14 protein-coding genes are annotated in these 17,304 nt (G+C 64.6%); 11 read left to right on the forward strand and 3 right to left on the reverse strand.

Annotation, left to right across the window (positions count from 1 at the left end):
- The first annotated feature begins 11 nt into the window (after positions 1–11).
- The 9 genes from tolR to ftsH all read left to right on the forward strand — a co-directional run bounded on the left by tolR (position 12) and on the right by ftsH (position 11,654).
- Entirely contained in the window at positions 12–461 is a 450-nt protein-coding gene (gene tolR / locus AC0L2F_RS21410; RefSeq protein ID WP_007614276.1) for a protein TolR, read from the forward strand.
- Between the two features lie 3 nt (positions 462–464).
- A complete protein-coding gene (locus tag AC0L2F_RS21415; RefSeq protein ID WP_007614274.1) occupies positions 465–1,424 on the forward strand; it encodes a hypothetical protein in 960 nt (319 codons plus the stop codon).
- 41 nt (positions 1,425–1,465) lie between these two features.
- Complete coding sequence (tolB, locus tag AC0L2F_RS21420; RefSeq protein ID WP_007614266.1) at positions 1,466–2,812, forward strand: Tol-Pal system beta propeller repeat protein TolB; 1,347 nt, start codon at positions 1,466–1,468, stop codon at positions 2,810–2,812.
- 242 nt (positions 2,813–3,054) lie between these two features.
- Complete coding sequence (locus AC0L2F_RS21425) at positions 3,055–5,385, forward strand: putative bifunctional diguanylate cyclase/phosphodiesterase (protein ID WP_473249753.1); 2,331 nt, start codon at positions 3,055–3,057, stop codon at positions 5,383–5,385.
- 160 nt (positions 5,386–5,545) lie between these two features.
- A complete protein-coding gene (locus tag AC0L2F_RS21430) occupies positions 5,546–6,310 on the forward strand; it encodes an N-acyl amino acid synthase FeeM domain-containing protein (protein ID WP_007614263.1) in 765 nt (254 codons plus the stop codon).
- Between the two features lie 271 nt (positions 6,311–6,581).
- The gene (gene pal, locus AC0L2F_RS21435; RefSeq protein WP_007596304.1) at positions 6,582–7,070 is read left to right on the forward strand and encodes a peptidoglycan-associated lipoprotein Pal; all 489 of its coding nucleotides are present in this window, start codon (positions 6,582–6,584) and stop codon (positions 7,068–7,070) included.
- A gap of 187 nt (positions 7,071–7,257) precedes the next feature.
- Positions 7,258–8,313, forward strand: a complete 1,056-nt coding sequence (gene ybgF / locus AC0L2F_RS21440; protein WP_473249754.1) for a tol-pal system protein YbgF — start codon at positions 7,258–7,260, stop codon at positions 8,311–8,313.
- A 76-nt stretch (positions 8,314–8,389) separates the two neighbouring features.
- Complete coding sequence (gene tilS, locus AC0L2F_RS21445; protein ID WP_473249755.1) at positions 8,390–9,439, forward strand: tRNA lysidine(34) synthetase TilS; 1,050 nt, start codon at positions 8,390–8,392, stop codon at positions 9,437–9,439.
- Between the two features lie 292 nt (positions 9,440–9,731).
- Positions 9,732–11,654: an ATP-dependent zinc metalloprotease FtsH gene (gene ftsH / locus AC0L2F_RS21450; RefSeq protein WP_007596301.1), complete on the forward strand. Its 1,923-nt coding sequence runs from the start codon at positions 9,732–9,734 to the stop codon at positions 11,652–11,654.
- Between the two features lie 194 nt (positions 11,655–11,848).
- Here ftsH and AC0L2F_RS21455 read toward each other — a convergent pair whose 3' ends face one another.
- Both AC0L2F_RS21455 and AC0L2F_RS21460 read right to left on the reverse strand, forming a co-directional pair.
- Positions 11,849–13,099 carry a glycosyltransferase family 87 protein gene (locus tag AC0L2F_RS21455; protein ID WP_473249756.1) on the reverse strand — a complete coding sequence of 417 codons (1,251 nt, stop codon included), beginning with the start codon at positions 13,097–13,099 and terminating at the stop codon, positions 11,849–11,851.
- Positions 13,096–14,610 (reverse strand): hypothetical protein, encoded by a 1,515-nt coding sequence (locus tag AC0L2F_RS21460; protein ID WP_007614258.1) that lies wholly within the window; start codon positions 14,608–14,610, stop codon positions 13,096–13,098. The genes AC0L2F_RS21455 and AC0L2F_RS21460 overlap by 4 nt, the downstream gene beginning before the upstream one ends.
- A gap of 298 nt (positions 14,611–14,908) precedes the next feature.
- Here AC0L2F_RS21460 and AC0L2F_RS21465 point away from each other — a divergent pair, with 298 nt between their 5' ends.
- A complete protein-coding gene (locus AC0L2F_RS21465) occupies positions 14,909–15,073 on the forward strand; it encodes a Flp family type IVb pilin (protein WP_007614256.1) in 165 nt (54 codons plus the stop codon).
- A gap of 226 nt (positions 15,074–15,299) precedes the next feature.
- Here AC0L2F_RS21465 and AC0L2F_RS21470 read toward each other — a convergent pair whose 3' ends face one another.
- Positions 15,300–16,283 (reverse strand): phosphatase PAP2 family protein, encoded by a 984-nt coding sequence (locus AC0L2F_RS21470; protein WP_473249757.1) that lies wholly within the window; start codon positions 16,281–16,283, stop codon positions 15,300–15,302.
- Between the two features lie 270 nt (positions 16,284–16,553).
- On the opposite strand from AC0L2F_RS21470, the gene AC0L2F_RS21475 reads away from it, so the two are divergent.
- On the forward strand, positions 16,554–17,234 hold the full coding sequence (locus AC0L2F_RS21475; RefSeq protein WP_007614253.1) for a TetR family transcriptional regulator: 681 nt from the start codon (positions 16,554–16,556) through the stop codon (positions 17,232–17,234).
- The last annotated feature ends 70 nt before the right edge of the window (positions 17,235–17,304 follow it).

Raw genomic sequence — 17,304 nt, forward strand, 5'->3', positions numbered from 1 at the left:
GGCACCAGACCATGGGCATGAACGTTGCGAGTTCGTCCGGAGGCGGTGGGCGCCGTGGCCGGCGCAAGCCGGTCGTGGCCGAAATCAACGTCACGCCGATGGTCGACGTGATGCTGGTGCTGCTCATCATCTTCATGGTGTCGGCGCCGATGCTGACGGTCGGCGTGCCGCTCGACCTGCCGCAGACCCAGGCCAAGAGCCTCGAAAATAACGACCAGAAGCCGATCCAGATGTCGGTCGACATCAAGGGCAAGGTGTTCATCAACGACGCCGAGATCGCGATCAACGACCTGATCCCCAAGCTGAAGGCGATCACGGACGCGCGCGGCGGGCTCGAGGAACGCATCTATCTGCGTGCCGACAAGAAGGCGGATTACGGGACGGTGGCCAAGGTCATGGGACAGTTGTCCGGCGCAGGCTTCAAGAAGCTGGCGCTCGTCACGGAAGCGGATCAGGGGTAGACCGTGAAGGTGAAGGTCGACAAGACACTCGTTGCGTCGATTGCCCTCCACGTCCTCGTGCTGGGATGGGGGCTCGTCACCTTTAGCAGCAGGGCTTTCGTTCCGGCCGAAGAGTCGCTGCCGATCGACATCATCTCCACCGACCAGCTCGCGCAGATGATGTCGGGGCAGAAGACCGGCGACAAGAAAGAGCCGAAGCCGAAGGTCGAGAAGATCGCGGAAGCCAAGCCCGAGGAAGACGCTGTCGGCAAGGTCACCGAAAAGAAAGAGCTGATCAAGACCAACTCGACGCCCGAACCGCCGCCCAAACCCGTCGAGAAGCCGGTCGAGAAGAAGCCCGAGCCGCCCAAGCCCGTCGCCGAGGCGAAGCCGAAGGAAGAACCGAAGCCGCCGGAAAAAAAGCCTGACCCGGCCAAGGAAGATCCGATCGCCGAGCTGCAGAAAAAGCTCGAAACCAAGAAGCCGCCGCCCAAGCCGCCGGAGCAGAAGGTCGCGGCGGTGCAGCCGCCGCAGGTCCCGAAGCCCAAGGAGCGCAGCTTCGATCCCGCGCAGATCCAGCGCGATCTCGACAAGCGCGCGGCGACCCGCCACGAACTCGCCGGATCGACGCTGAATGCATCGGCCTCGCTGGGATCGACGACCGGAACGGCCGCCAACAACATTGCGACCTGGCGGGGGGCGTTCCAGGGGGCGGTGAAGCGCTGCTTCACGCCGACCTATAACGGGCAGGATGCAGATCAATACGAAGCCGACATCGACATTCCCATGAAGATCGACGGATCGCTCGCGTCCGAGCCGATCGTCGTCGCGGTGAGGGGACCGTCGCGGTCGATCGCACAGGCGGTGGCGGAGAGTGCCAGGCGCGCCATCGTGCAGTGTCAGGTCTATTCGTTCCTGCCGAAGCAGCAATACGAGAGCTGGAAACTCATTCCGATGACTTTCGGCCTGAAAGACATGTTGTGACATCCGAACAAAAGAATTTTGCGATGAATGACGTTCGATCGATGAACCGCCGCCGCTTCATGACCCTGACCGGATCGACGCTCGCGATGCTGGGGGGCGGACAGGCCTTCGCCCAGCAGCCGCAGGGACGGCTTCGCATCGACCCCACCGAGTTTCGGCCAATTCCGATCGCGATCACCAATTTCGTGCCGGGCTCGCCGGCCGACGGCGACGTCGGCAACGGCGTCACACAAGTCATCACCAACAATCTGAAGCGCTCGGGCCTGTTCGCGCCGGTCGACCAGGCCGCCTTCATCGAGCGCATCAGCAACATCGACGTCGCGCCGCAATTCGAGAACTGGAAAACCCTCAACGCGCAGGCCCTCGTCACGGGCCGCATGACGCGGCAGCCGGACGGACGCCTCAAGGCCGAATTCCGCTTGTGGGACGTGGTCACCGGCCAGCAGCTCGCCGGCCAGCAATATTTCACCTCGCCGGAATATTGGCGCCGCATCGCCCACATCATCTCCGACCAGATCTATGAGAAGCTGACCGGCGAGAAGGGCTATTTCGACAGCCGCGTGGTGTTCGTCGACGAGACTGGGCCGAAGGAGCGTCGCGTCAAGCGGCTCGCGATGATGGATCAGGACGGCGCCAATGTGCGCTATCTGACCCGCGGCTCCGACCTCGTGCTGACGCCGCGCTTCTCGCCGAACTCGCAAGAGATCACCTACATGGAGTTTGGCCAGGGCGACCCGAAGGTCTACCTGTTCAACATCGAGACCGGCCAACGCGAGATCGTCGGCAACTTCCCGGGCATGACCTTTGCGCCGAGGTTCTCGCCAGACGGCCAGCGCGTCATCATGAGCCTGCAGCAGGGCGGCAATTCCAACCTGTTCGTGATGGATCTGCGCTCGCGCTCGACCACGCGCCTCACCGACACGCCCGCGATCGACACCTCGCCTTCCTACTCCCCGGATGGCACCCGCATCTGCTTCGAGTCCGATCGCGGCGGCAGATCGCAGATCTATGTCATGGCCGCGGGCGGCGGAGCGGCGCAGCGCATCTCCTTCTCCAAGGACGACAACAACGCCACCTATTCGACGCCGGTGTGGTCGCCGCGCGGCGATTACATCGCCTTCACCAGGCAAGGTGGCGGGCAGTTCTCGATCGGCGTCATGAAGCCGGACGGCTCCGGCGAACGGCTTCTCACCTCCGGCTATCACAACGAAGGCCCGACCTTCTCGCCGAACGGCCGCGTGCTGATGTTCTTCCGCGATCCCGGCGGCAGCGGCGGGCCGTCGTTGTTCTCGGTCGACATCTCGGGCCGCAACGAGCTGAAGGTGCCGACGCCGGGCTTCGCCTCCGACCCGGCATGGTCGCCGCTATTGTCCTCGACATCGGGCTAGCCGCCGCCCGCGGCGCGCGATGATTTGACCGCGCGCCTTTTCCGAAAACTTTGCCAGATGTTTCCCCGCAATAATTGTTCTTTAAGGTTGCACTCGGCAAACTTTTCCCATGGGTTTGTTTCTATTGATGTATTTCGACTATTGGTCACTCAAAACAACTCGACTTTAACGATGTTCCCTCAGAAAGACTTCATACCGGATCGGTAAAACTGCGCTCCAGACAGGACGCGCGTAGACACCAGATGCAGTTTGCAAGTCAGAGCGGAGAGCCGGAACAGCGGCCGCCGAAAACTTCGGCGGCGCAAATCGATTCGCTGTTCGAAGCGCCTGGTCCGCTGCTGGCCGGACTCGTTTTCGTGTCGATCGGTGCGGCCCTGACCGCGCTGAGGACGGGCGAGCCGTTGATATGGGCGTGCGTCGCACTTCTTGTCCTGGCCGGGACCGCGCGGGCGATCGACCTGCGCCTCTATCAGGCACGTCATGCGGTCATGACCGTCGAGGCGGCCGCACGCTGGCAGAAGCGATATCAGATCGGGGCAAAGATCCAGGCGGCTGCGATCGGCATCTGGTGCGCCACGGCCCTGTTGGCCACGGACGACGCCGTGGCCCACATGATCGCCTTGTCGGTCACCACCGGAATCGCGGCGGGCGGCGCGGGCAGGGCATATGGCCGGCCTGCGATCTTCCACCTCCAGGCCGTGCTGATTTTCGGCCCGGCCGTGCTTGCCTTGGCGCTGCGTGGAACGCCCTACTACATCGCGATGGCGCTGGTCAGTGCCGCGTTCCTGATGGCGATCATGCAGCTCTCGGTGAATCTGCACCGAATCTTCATGGGAGCGGTCGTCGCACGGGAACGTGAAGCCGCGCTCGCCGGCCAGTTCGACACGGCGCTGAACAACATGCCGCACGGCCTGTGCATGTTCCGCGTCGACGGACAGCTGGCGGTCATGAACCACCGCTTCGGCGCAATGATGAATCTGCCGGAAGGTCTGGCGCAACGCGGCGTCAACGCGCGTGACATCGTCGCGGCATGCGTCAGCGCCGGATCCATCTCGGCTGGGAGCGGCGAGCGGATCGTCGCGGACATCGAGAGTTCGCAAGCCAAGGAGATCATCACCGCCGATCCCGATACGCAGCGAAACCGGTCGTTGTCCTGGACTGTCCAGCCGATGGCTGACGGCGGCGCGGTGGTGCTGCTCGAGGACATTACCGACCGTCGCAGCGCCGAAGCCAAGATTACGCATCTGGCGCGCTACGACGACCTCACCGCGCTCCCCAACCGCGTTCATTTTCGCGATGAGATCGAAAGGCTGCTGGCGATTTCGCACGATTCCGAGCGCCTGTCCGCGCTGCTGTTCGTCGACCTCGACCAGTTCAAGCAGGTCAACGACACGCTCGGCCATCCCTGCGGCGACCAGCTGCTGTGCGCGGTCGCCAACCGTCTGCGCGAGATGCTGCGCCCGGAGGATTTCGTCGCCCGCTTCGGCGGTGACGAATTCGTCGTGTTCCAAGAGAACATCTCCTCGCCGGAGGACGCCGCTGCACTGGCGCGCCGGATCGTCGAGCGGCTGAGCGAGCGCTACCGCATCGACAATCATCTGGTCGAGATCGGTGCCAGCGTCGGCATCGCGTTGACCTCGCCGGAGGGCGTCAGCGCGGACACGCTGCTCAAGAACGCCGACATGGCGCTGTACCGGGCCAAGGCCGACGGCCGCGGCACCTTCTGCTTCTTCCGCGACGAGATGGCGGCGACCGTCGAGGCGCGCCGCATCCTCGAGCTCGATCTGCGCAAGGCGCTCGCCAACGAGGAATTCGAGCTGTTCTACCAGCCGCTGGTCAATCTGAAGTCCGGCAAGATCACGACGTGCGAGGCGCTGCTGCGCTGGAATCATCCGGTGCGCGGCACGGTCTCGCCGATCGACATCATCCCGGTCGCCGAGGACATGGGGCTGATCGTCGATCTCGGCCGCTGGATCCTGCGCCGCGCCTGCATGGAATGCATGAAATGGCCGGAGGGCGTCAGCGTCGCCGTCAACTTCTCGCCGCAGCAATTCCACCAGCGCGACGTCTTGAGCGAAATCCGCTACGCGCTCGAGGTTTCGGGGCTCCCGGCGCATCGGCTGGAGATCGAGATCACCGAATCCTCGCTGTTGCGCAACACCCAGCTCACGCACGACATCCTGTCGCAATTGCATGCGATCGGCGTGCGCATTTCGCTGGATGATTTCGGCACCGGCTATTCGAGCCTCAGCTACCTGCACAATTTCCCGATGCAGAAGGTGAAGATCGACCGCTCCTTCCTCGAAGGCATCGATGCCGACCGGCCGCTGACGCTGCTGCGCGGCGTGGCGCGGCTGTCGGCCGATCTCGGCATGGCCGTCGTGGTCGAGGGCATCGAGACCAATGACCAGCTCGAGCTGATCAGCGCCGACGGCACCGTGACCGAAGGGCAGGGCTATCTGTTCAGCCGGCCGGTGCCGGCAGTCCGGATTCGCCAATTGCTCAATGCCTCGCATGGCCGTCGCGGGGCTGAGGACCAGATCGTCATGGTGTCCTCCCGATCGATCGCCTGATCTTTCACTGCCTGCTCCTTCAACGCCTTGGCTCTTGTGCGCCCCGTGTTTTTGCGGGCTGCAAAGGTTAACCCTAACGTTTCTAAGCCTTTGCAATTCCGTTAATGAACCATTAATCTCGTCACACTCGTAGAAGTTGCTTGGAGTGTAGGGGTACTGGATGACGTCTGGAGCCGAACCGCAAACGGTGCTCCTTCCGCGGGGAGCCGCTCTGTTTGACCGCATCGATTACCGCCTGATCGAAACTCCTGAGGACCGAGACAACCTCTATCTGATGCGCTACCGGGCCTATTTGCACGCCGGACTGATCGAGCCGTCGGAGTCGCGGCGCGTGACCGATCGCTTTGACGATGCGCCCAACACCTGGAATTTCGGGGTCTATGTCGATGGAGAGCTCTGCAGCTCCGTTCGCATTCACGTCCTGACGTCCGACTGGCGGATGTCCTACACGACCGAAGTGTTTGGCGACGTCCTGCATCCCCGCCTCGACCGCGGCGAAGTTCTCATCGATCCATGCCGGTTTGTTGCCGACCCCGAAAAGCACCAGCGTTTTCCGGAGCTGCCCTATCTGACGGTGCGGCTGGCTTTTGTGGCTTGCGATCATTTCAACGCCGACACCGGGCTGGCCATGATCCGGACCGACCATCAGGCGTTCTATCGTCGCGTCTTCCTGCACGAGACCATTTCACCGGAGCCCCGCGGGTTTCCGGGCTGGCCCACCAAGAAGGCCGTGCTGATGGCGTCCGATTTCCGGAACCAGCGGGAAAAGGTCCTGACGCGCTTTCCGATCATGCGCTCCAGCGCTTTTGAGCGGCGCATGTTGTTTCAACGCAGCAGCCCGCGCCAGGCGGTCCCGCGCCCGGTGTCGCTGGCCACCCAGCGGACCCCGGACGTCGCCGCCTCGGCAACGGGTTCTGCCCGCTAGGCCCCAGGGTCTGGCGCCGGGTCTGGCCCCAGCGCCTCCACGCGACGAGCCTAAAATTCCGGCAAAAGCCGCGGTTTTTGCCGGTCGGGGCGGCTTGCCTTCACCATCGCGCCACATTTACAACCCATTAACCATGACGGTTGCTTTTCGCTGGTTGGGGGCATTTGACCGGCTGTGGCAAGGTTCCATCAAGGTTGACGGAACGTTCGCTTAACCAACCCCCTGTAGACCGGACAGCAGTGGACGAAAACGTGAGCGTGGAGGCTCCGGAATGAAACATCCTATGCGCATCCTCCAGGGATTGAAGCTGGCCGCGGTGCTTGCCGTCGCGTTGTCGATGGGTGCCTGCGCCAACAAGAACGCTGCCACGGATGCGATGGCCAACGCGGCGACGCCGGGCAGCCAGCAAGACTTCGTCGTCAATGTCGGCGACCGCGTGTTCTTCGAAAGCGACCAGACCGATCTGACCCCGCAGGCGATCGTGACCCTGGAGAAGCAGGCGCAGTGGCTCCAGAGCTATCCGCGCTACAGCTTCACCGTCGAAGGTCATGCCGACGAACGCGGCACCCGCGAATACAACATCGCGCTCGGCGCCCGGCGCGCCCAATCGGTGCGTTCGTTCCTTGCCTCGCGCGGCATCGATCCGAACCGCATGCGCACGATCTCGTACGGCAAGGAGCGGCCGGTGGCCGTTTGCAACGACATCTCCTGCTGGTCGCAGAACCGCCGCGCCGTCACCGTGCTGAACGCGAGCTCCTGACGATCGGTCAGACGCCGTTCATCTTCAGAGACCGATTATGCCGGCGCCCTCTCGGGCGCCGGTTTCGTTTCAGCGATCTGTGACAGAAACCCGTTTGTTACAGTCACAGTTTTGGCGTACTCCCCTTCAATGTGTGGCGCGTCGAATGTTCGGTCGCAGGCCATTTCGCTTTCGTCGTCAGGGCAAGATGTCATCCAGATTTAAGGTCTTCACCGGCACCGTGGCGATCGCCGCGCTGCTCTCGTTGTGCTCGCCCGCCCTCGCACAGACGGACGATGCAGATCCCGAGATGCGGATCGAGCGGCTGGAGAACCAGTTGCGCCAGCTCACCGGCCAGAACGAAGAGCTGCAATACCGCAACCGCCAGCTCGAAGAGCGGCTGCGAGCGCTCGAGGGCGGCGCACAAGCTGCGCCCGGCCAGGCGCCGGTCCAGCCCAATGTCGCGGCCATGCCGCCCGCCCAAGCCGCGCCGGCCTATCGCCAGCAGCCGCCGCACCAGCAAGCGGCCCAGCCGAATTACGAGCAGCCGCAGATCGCCTCTCCGGCGCCGATCGTTCAGGAGCAGCCTGCGCCCGGCGCGCCGGGCACGCGCCGCCGCGGCGATGCCTTCGACCCGAGCCAGAGCCCGAATGCGCCGGGTGCGCCGCGCGCGCTCGGCGGCGGGCAGCAACCGATGCCTGCAGGTGCCCCGGGCGGCGCGCCCGGCGGCCGTGGCGCCGGCGAACCGCTCGATCTCGCCAACACCGGTCCGCGCTACCAGCAAGGCGTGCCGCCGGCAGCGCAGCCCGGCTATCCGCCGGCCCCGTCCGGCTCTCCTGCGCCATCAGGCGCCCCGGCGCTGACGACCCTGCCGCCCTCGGCCACGCCGCGCGACGAATTCGACCTCGGCATCGGCTACATGCAGCGCAAGGACTATGCGCTGGCCGAGCAGACCATGAAGAATTTTTCGCAGAAATATCCGAGCGACCCGCTGCTCGGCGACGCGCAATACTGGCTCGGCGAGAGCTATTTCCAGCGCCAGCAATATCGCGACTCCGCGGAAGCCTTCCTCGCCGTCACCACCAAATACGACAAATCCGCCAAGGCGCCGGATGCCCTGCTGCGGCTCGGCCAGTCGCTGGCGGCGCTGAAGGAGAAGGAGGCCGCGTGCGCCGCCTTCGGCGAAGTCGGCCGCAAATATCCGCGCGCTTCCGCCGGCGTCAAAGCCGCGGTCGACCGCGAGCAGAAGCGAGTGAAGTGCTGACCGGCCGCGATTGATCCTGACAAGATTGATGGCGCTGCGCTAAACAGTCGGTCCATCCGCGGACGATTGCAGCGTCATGTCAAAGGACAATTCACCGATCTCGGCGCGTGAGGCCAAGCGCCTCTTCGCAGGCCTGAAAGGCGCGCAGGGACTGCTGCTCGCGGTCTCCGGCGGGCCCGACTCGGTGGCGCTGATGTGGCTTGCGGCGCGCTGGCATCGCAGCCTGGCGCGCGGCCCGCGTCTCACCGTCGTCACCATCGACCACGGCTTGCGGCCGGAGGCGGCGCGCGAGGCGCGCGAGGTCAAGCGTCTCGCGACCGGGCTTGGCTTGCCGCACCGGACCGTGCGCTGGCGCGGGGCAAAGCCGAAAACGGGACTGCCGGCCGCCGCGCGCGAAGCCCGCTACCGCCTGCTTGTGCAGGCCGCGCGCGTCGCCGGTGCGAGCCACGTGCTGACCGCCCACACCCGCGACGACCAGGCCGAGACCCTGTTGATGCGTCTTGTCCGAGGCAGCGGATTAGCCGGGCTGTCGGCGATGGCCCGTCTCACCGAGCGCGACGGCGTCGTTCTTGCGCGTCCACTGCTCGATGTTCCGAAGTCGCAGCTGATCGCGACCTTGAAGCGGGCGAAGATCGGCTTTGCCGACGATCCCACCAACCACGACGCCGCCTTCACCCGGCCGCGGCTGCGTGCGCTGCTGCCGCAGCTCGCGGCGGAGGGCGGTGATGCCCGCAGCCTGGCTCGGCTCGCGGCAAGGCTGGCGCGCGCCAATGCGGCCGTCGAGGTGCTGACCGATGGAGCCGAGCGCTTCCTCCGTTTGCGGGATCGCGGCGATGCGCCGCAGGCCGGCGTTCGAAGCTTCGAGGCCCCCGTGTTTGCCGCCCTGCCGGATGAGGTCCGGCTGCGGATCCTGCTGCGAGCCATCAACGCGTTCGGGCATGAGGGACCGGCGGAACTCGGCAAGGTCGAATCCCTCCTGGCCGCGCTCGATCAGGCCATTGCCGCAAGTCCCCGCGCACCCGCAAATGGCCGGCCGGCCCTGAAGCAGACGCTTGCGGGAGCCTTGATCAGCCTTGCCGGGGGACGTATCCGCATCGCGCCGGCGCCGGCCCGGCGCAAGGGTTGATCGAGGGGTGATCAAGGGTGGATAAGGGCGGATCATGGCACCGGCTCGTTTCGCGACCGCGCCGTGAGGACACCTTAACCAGGCAGGAAAAACCCGGATCCGGGCGCCATTATTTCAGCGGGAATCGGACTAAGATGGGCTAAATAGTCCCATCTCGTTCCCTTGGCAGCGACCGGAGCGACACCTAGATTGTATCCGTCTAACCGAGAGGATTCCTTGGGGATTTCCTCGCGCTGCCCAAATAACTGCCCAAGGCTCAGGCCGCGATCCGCGCGACCACGAAGGAAGATCGATGAACGCCAATCTGCGCAATTTCGCCCTCTGGGTCATCATTGTCCTGCTGCTGTTGGCGTTGTTCACGCTCTTCCAGAATCCGGGTCAGCGCGCCTCCTCGCAGGACATCGCCTTCTCCCAGCTCTTGAGCGAGGTTGACCGCGGCAATGTGCGCGACGTCGTGATTCAGGGGCCGGACATTCACGGCACCTTCACCAACGGCTCGAGCTTCCAGACCTATGCACCGAGCGATCCGACGCTCGTGAAGCGCCTCTATGACAGCAAGGTGCAGATCACCGCGAAGCCGCCCGGCGACAACGTGCCGTGGTTCGTCTCGCTCTTGGTCTCCTGGCTGCCCTTCATCGCGCTGATCGGCGTGTGGATCTTCCTGTCGCGGCAGATGCAGGGCGGCGCCGGCAAGGCGATGGGCTTCGGCAAGTCGCGCGCAAAAATGCTGACTGAAGCGCATGGCCGCGTCACCTTCGAGGACGTCGCGGGTGTCGACGAAGCCAAGCAGGACCTGCAGGAGATCGTCGAATTCCTGCGCGACCCCGGCAAATTCCAGCGCCTCGGCGGCCGCATTCCGCGCGGCGTGCTGCTGGTCGGCCCTCCCGGCACCGGCAAGACCCTGATCGCGCGTGCGGTCGCGGGCGAAGCCAACGTGCCGTTCTTCACCATTTCGGGTTCGGACTTCGTCGAGATGTTCGTCGGTGTCGGCGCCAGCCGCGTCCGCGACATGTTCGAGCAGGCCAAGAAGAACGCGCCCTGCATCATCTTCATCGACGAAATCGACGCCGTCGGTCGCCACCGTGGCGCCGGCCTCGGCGGCGGCAATGACGAGCGCGAGCAGACGCTGAACCAGTTGCTGGTCGAGATGGACGGCTTCGAGGCCAACGAGGGCGTGATCCTGATCGCCGCGACCAACCGTCCCGACGTGCTCGATCCCGCGCTGCTGCGTCCCGGCCGCTTCGACCGTCAGGTCGTGGTGCCCAACCCGGACGTCGTCGGCCGCGAGCAGATCCTCAAAGTCCACGTCCGCAAGGTGCCGCTGGCGCCGGATATCAACCTCAAGACCATCGCGCGCGGCACCCCGGGCTTCTCCGGCGCCGACCTGATGAACCTCGTCAACGAAGCCGCGCTCACCGCCGCCCGCCGCAACAAGCGGATGGTGACCCAGGCCGAGTTCGAGGAAGCCAAGGACAAGGTGATGATGGGCGCCGAGCGCAAGTCGCTCGTCATGACCGAGGAAGAGAAGCTGCTGACGGCCTATCACGAGGGCGGGCACGCCATCGTCGGCCTCAACGTCGTCGCGACCGACCCGATCCACAAGGCGACCATCATTCCGCGCGGGCGTGCGCTGGGTATGGTCATGCAGCTGCCCGAGCGTGACAAGCTGTCGATGTCGCTGGAGCAGATGACCTCGCGCCTTGCCATCATGATGGGTGGCCGCGTCGCCGAAGAGCTCATCTTCGGCCGCGAGAAGGTGACTTCGGGCGCGTCGTCCGACATCGAACAGGCGACGCGTCTGGCGCGCATGATGGTGACGCGCTGGGGCCTGTCCGAGGCGCTCGGCACCGTGTCCTACGGCGAGAACCAGGACGAGGTTTTCCTGGGCATGTCGGTGTCGCGCACCCAGAACGCATCGGAAGCGACGGTTCAGAAGATCGATACCGAGATCCGGCGCTTCGTCGAAGAAGGCTACAACGAGGCGACGCGTATTCTCACCGAGAAGCGCGCCGATCTCGAAGCTCTCGCCAAGGGCCTGCTCGAATTCGAAACGCTCTCCGGCGACGAGATCATCGACCTGCTCAAGGGCAAGAAGCCGAACCGCGAATCCGTGCTCGAGCCGACCACGCCGCGCGCCTCGGCCGTGCCGCCGGCCGGCAAGTCGCGCCCGCGACCCGATCCGGATCCCGGCCTGGAGCCGCAGCCGCAGGCGTAATCGAGAGCGGCAGATTGAATTGAAAAACGCGGCGGAAACGCCGCGTTTTTTGTTGGCGATGGTGATTTGTGGGTGGTGCCAACTCAGCGCCCCGTCATCGCGAGCGCAGTGAAGCAATCCAGAATCGTTCCGCGGTGACAGCCTAGATTGCTTCGCTGCGCTCGCGATGACGATTCGCCAGCCCTAGATTGGATTCAGGAATGCGGCGACATTGCCGGCTCGCCAGACCCCGCCGGACTGCGCAACGCGCTGAAGACGACGCCGATGAGAGCGACGATGAGGAGCGGCGATAGTCGTCCCGCCGGAATATACACCGCCGGGCTGAGCAACGGCACCATCCAGATGCCGAGCCCGATCAGCCAGTCGCGAAACCGTGGAGCATCGATCGATGCGGCAAGCCACAGCACGACGGCGACCGTCAGCAGTGTCGCGTCATAAGGGCCCGAATGCGGGGCCGCCAGCACCGTTGCCGCAAGCAGTACGATCAGCTTGTTGTTGGTACTGAGCGAGGAGCGAAAGGCCGCGAATGTCGCCGCCGCGCTCGAAAGGATCGCGGCCAGCTGCAGGATGGAGGCCAGCCGCTCCGGCAGGCCCAGCAGCATCGCGCAGGCCCACACGCTGTGACCCCAGATGCGGCCATAGGCCAGCCATTTCGCGTCGGGGCTGACCAGATTGTTGTACGCCTGCGGTATCCACCAGAGCCACAATTCGACGCCAAAAATCATGGCACTTGCAGCCGCCAATGCGAATGCCGAGCATGCAGCAGCGCACAGGCTGCCATAACGGCGCGCCCCCACTAGCGCGAAGGGGACGAGCAGGAAGAATTGCGGCTTGAAACTCAGCAGCCCGAGGATTGCCCCGGCAAGGAGCGGTCGCGGTCCGAGCAGCCTGACGCCCGCGACCAGCAGTGCGGCAACGAGAAAAGCGCATTGTCCATCGGCCAGGTTGAGAGACGCCGATGGCGAGACTAGCGCAGCCGCGATGATGTAGGGCGTCAGTTGCGGCTGATCCGCACGGTTGCGAAGCGCCCAGGCCAGGAAGCCTGCGGTCGCGGCCTGGAATGCGACATAGGAGCCGATGAAGCCAAGCGACGCGAATGGCAGCAGCAGAACGAGGAAGCTGGGCGGATAGAACCATGGACGGAACTCCAGAGGCACCGAGAGCCATGATGCGAACGACTGGTTGAGATAGGCCGTGAACGCGTCGCCATCGATGACCAGCGCAAGATTGCCGGCGAGCAACGATCTGACGGCGCCGTAAAACACCATCCAGTCGGTTCCGGGGGCGACGTGGTTCAGCCCGATCCAGCCGGGATGCGTGAAGGTGGAGATCAGGACGCCCCAGGCGAAGAGCGTTGCGATCGAAAACGCTGGCAGCATCACGACGGGAATTCCGATCCAGCGGCGCGATGGACCGGATATCGGCTGTTGAGCGGACGCGCTCACTTGACGGTTTCCTTCGAGGACTCCGCTTCCGGCGTCGCGCCGGCCTCTGTGCCGCCGGTTCGCACGTGGATCACGGCGATGTCGTCGGCGTAGAGCCGCTTCCAGCCCTTGATGTGGTCCAGCACCTGGGCGGCCGGCGCGTCCGGGACCATGAGCGTGGCGTCGATCTTGTACGCGTCGAGCAGCCGCGTCAGAGTGTCGAGCTTCTTGAGCTCCACGGCCTTGAAGACGTCCATGGCGAAGGTTTCGCCGTAGAGCTCGGCGCGGCCGTCGATGAAGACCGGGATGTCACGCGAGATCAGATAGCCGCCGAACCGGTAGGCGTTGAAGATGCGCTGCGCCTTGCGTTTCTCGAGCAGATCGACAGCGGCGACCGGTGTCTGATCCATCGTGAAGGTGAAGCGGTGATGCGCCATGTAAAGTGAGGTCGAGGTCCAGCCCGCGGCCACGATCATCAGCGCGCCGGTTGCGGTGACGTAGCGGGCAGCCCAACTCTCGCCGCCCTGCATGCCAGGCTGCGGCAGCGCAGACCGTTCGCCGAGGGGCTTGGCCAGCACCAGCGGCACCAGGAAGGCAAAGGCCTCGATGCTCCTGACGTGGGTGAGCGCCATCCAGGTCAGAAGCAGGATCAGAAGAATGCGCGGCGGCGAGAGCGTCAGGCCGCGATACAGCCCGAGTGCGATCAGGCCGAACAGCGCGCCTTCGAACGCATTGAAGGATGCGAAGCTCGCGGGCGACCATTCGGAGATGATCGTCAGCAGCTCGCCGAGATTGAGGATGTTGATCGCGCCAAGCAATGTGCGCCAGCCATAGGGTGTGACGCAGCTTGCAGCGAGTGCCGCAACACCGAACAGGAACCAGCGCGACAGCAGCCGGACCTGCTTGCCGGACTCCATGCCCCAGAGCGCCACAAACGACATCGGGCCGATCAGCGCCAGGCCCAGCACGAAGCCGCCATGCAGGTTCGACCACAGGGACATCAGCGGCAGCCAGTACCATGACGGGGCGCCCTTGCGGTCGGCTGCGGCCATCAACACGCCGACCCACGCGATCATCACGGGCAGCGCCAGCATGTGCGGCCGCGCCAGAATATGGTGCAGCGACAGCAATAGCGCGAACATCGCGAACAGGACCGCGCGCGGAATTTCCAGATGGGCCTCGAGCAGGCCGACCAGCATCGCCGCCGACAATGCGACCGCAAGCGCGGTGAGGATCACCGGGCCGGCCCAATCCCATTGCGCATAGGAGAGGGCGAACAGCACCTGCGACAGCCATGAGGTCGAAACCCAGGGCGCCCCCGGTCGGGTGAAGGAATAGAAGTCCGTGTAGGGAAGCGCGTGGTGATCCAGGATCCATTGTCCGATCTTGATCTGCCAGAGCGAGTCGGAGTCCTGAAGCAGCGTGTCGCCGACATACACGAAGAAGAGATAGGCGCCCGCACCGACGCATAGCGGCACCAGCGCTCGCGCACGACCCTGCACGGTGATGCTGTTGGCAAAGGAAAGGGACATGCCGCCTCGTCGTCCTGGTGTTTTTGTCGTTGTGCCGAACGATCGACATTGGACCACGGCGGTCATAATTCCGGGTAAACCGGTGAGGCCGGGCCGGCTTGATGTCTCGACAATTTAACGGATCGTTTTAGATTTCGGTTTACCATCGACGAATACACGCAAACCGCTCTGTGTTTCCGCAGTCGAATTAACTGCGGCGCAATTCTTTGCCACTACGTTCGGTTCCATGGTCAAGCGGCGCTGGGAAGCCAAAAGGACCAGATCAGTTGTAGCCTCGTGTACTCATTTGGAGCTCTTTATGAAGAACCTCGTTGCGCGTTTTGCGAAGGATGAATCCGGCGCCACCGCCATTGAATACGGTCTGATCGCCGCCGGCATCGCGCTGGCGATCATCACTGTCGTCAATAACCTGGGCACCACGTTGAACGCCAAGTTCACTTCGATCTCGAGCAGCCTCAAGTAAGGCTGTACGAATCGCGAATTCAGAGAGCCCCGTCCTTGACGGGGCTCTTTTCTTTTGGCGGACGATTTCCGGATCTGAGGTCGCCAAGCTGTAGCGAGCTTGTGGGGCGGCAAGGCGTCTGCCGCGGCTCCAAGAGCGCAGGCGTTCCCACCGTCGAGAACATTGAAATTGAAAGTTGCTGGTGGGCACGGCGCTGCGCGCGGACCCTAGGGCAACTTGCCGGCTGTCATTCCGCGAGGCCGGGCTGCCAGACCGGCGACGGCGCAGGCGCGGCAGACGTTTGCCGCGCGCGGCGGTGCCATTCGAGATAGAATTTCGCCGCCCAGATCGACGCTGCGGCGACTGCGATTCCGCCGGCGACGTCGATGACGTAATGCGCGCCGATCACCGGTGTTGCCGCAATCATCAGCAGATTGAGCGCGGCCGCGATGCCGCCGAGGCCGCGCACCGGCCACAGCGCCCACATGTAGAGCACGGCGGATGCGGCGTGGAAGCTCGGAAACGAGACAATGCCGGCGAGGAAGAACAACCGGAGCTCGTGCAGGCTATCGTCGCGAAGCGCGAGGATGTCGCGCAACTGCCCGGCATAGACCGCGGTGTTGATTTCGGGAAAATGCGCGGCGGACAGCTGCAGCCCCCAATAGGTGCCGATCGCGGGCACGACGGCGGAGATCGCGATGGTGACCGCGAGCGCTAGGCTCATCGCGAGCATGAACAATTGCAGCCGCATATAGTGCGCCGTCAGCGCCAGCACGATTGGAATGCCGAGCAGCGGCAATTTGATCAGCCCGTATCCGCGAGCCAGGCAGTCCGCGAGCCAGGGATGGTCGTTGACGTATCGCGCGATCGGTTCGGGATCGAGGCCGAGTGCACGGTCGATCGCAAGCAGCGCCTGATCCTGCAGCGGCCAGTTCAGCTTGGCCGCGACATAGCTGAGCGGTCCGACGATGGCGCAGGTGAGAATGATCTGTCCGATGGTTCCGAGCGAAAACAGCAGCTTCGGGTCGGCAAGCTCGCCTTTGACGATGCGGTGGCCATAGGCCAGCGCGAGCAGGACTGCAGCAACTGCCAGCGTCACCCAATAGGCGACCGGTTCGAGGCTCAGGCCGGTGAAGGGGAGGCCCAGCGCCAGCAGGCTGCCCATGGCTGCGATGGGAAGCCAGTTCAGGTGGAAGAGCTGCCAGGCGGTCCGGGCGTCCGTGTCGACCATGCTGCACCGAGGTGGGATCGCAATATCGCAGCACAGTCGCGGAGCAGGTTTAAGATGGGGGTAACGATCGTGGTTACCCCTTCACCAAAGCAGTTCGCCGCGTTTTTAGCTGTTTGAGCTCGCAGCTAATTTTGGCGTGACGCTTCATGCATTTGCACCTTGTCATCCACTCTGAATAGTTGTTCAGTCCTTGCGGGGCGATTTGCGATATCAGTGACGAAGCGTTCGGCCGCAGGGCGTGCGGCCGGCGTGTGGGACAGGAAGCGCGCCATGGTTTATCGGCGAACGCATCAAGTGGTGAAGCGCCTTGCAGCCCGGCGCAGTGCGATACTGGCGGCGGCGCGGGAGGCGGCGGCGGAAGGCGGGATGGCGGCGGTGCAGATTGCGCCGGTCGCCGTTCGCGCCAGCGTCGCAGCGGGCACGGTCTACCGCTACTTCCCCTCCAAGGCCGATTTGATCTCCGAGTTGATCGCCGAAGTCTCCCGCGACGAGCTCACGGCGATCCGGCGAGCAGCCGATGCCGCGCCGGGGCCGTCCTCGGCGCTGGCGGCGGCGGTGACCACCGTGGCGGTGCATACCCTGTCGCAGCGCAGGCTCGCCTGGGGCATCCTGGCCGAGCCGGTCGATGTCGATGTCAGCGCTTCACGCCTTGCCAGCCGGCGCGAGATCGCGGGCGAGATGGCCTCGCGGATCGACGCCGCCGTGCGCGCCGGCCACCTGCCGGCGCAGGACACCGCGCTCGCCGCCACCGCGCTGCTCGGCGCCTTGCACGAGGCCTTGGTCGGACCGCTTGCGCCGGACAATCTCGACGATCCCGCCAGGATGCGCGATGCCGTGCAGACCGTGACGCTGCTGGCGCTCCGTGCGGTCGGCGTCATGGACGCCCGCGCCAGGGGTCTCGTCGTGCAGCAGACGCTGCTGCCGGCGGCGAAAGCGCTGGTTGGGGCCTAAAACGTCCGCCTGATCGACCGGCCGACCTGATCGCGCCCAAGCCGTTGCCCGAGCTCGCCTTTGCGAAAAA

The organism is Bradyrhizobium sp. Ken64, from assembly GCF_055807555.1.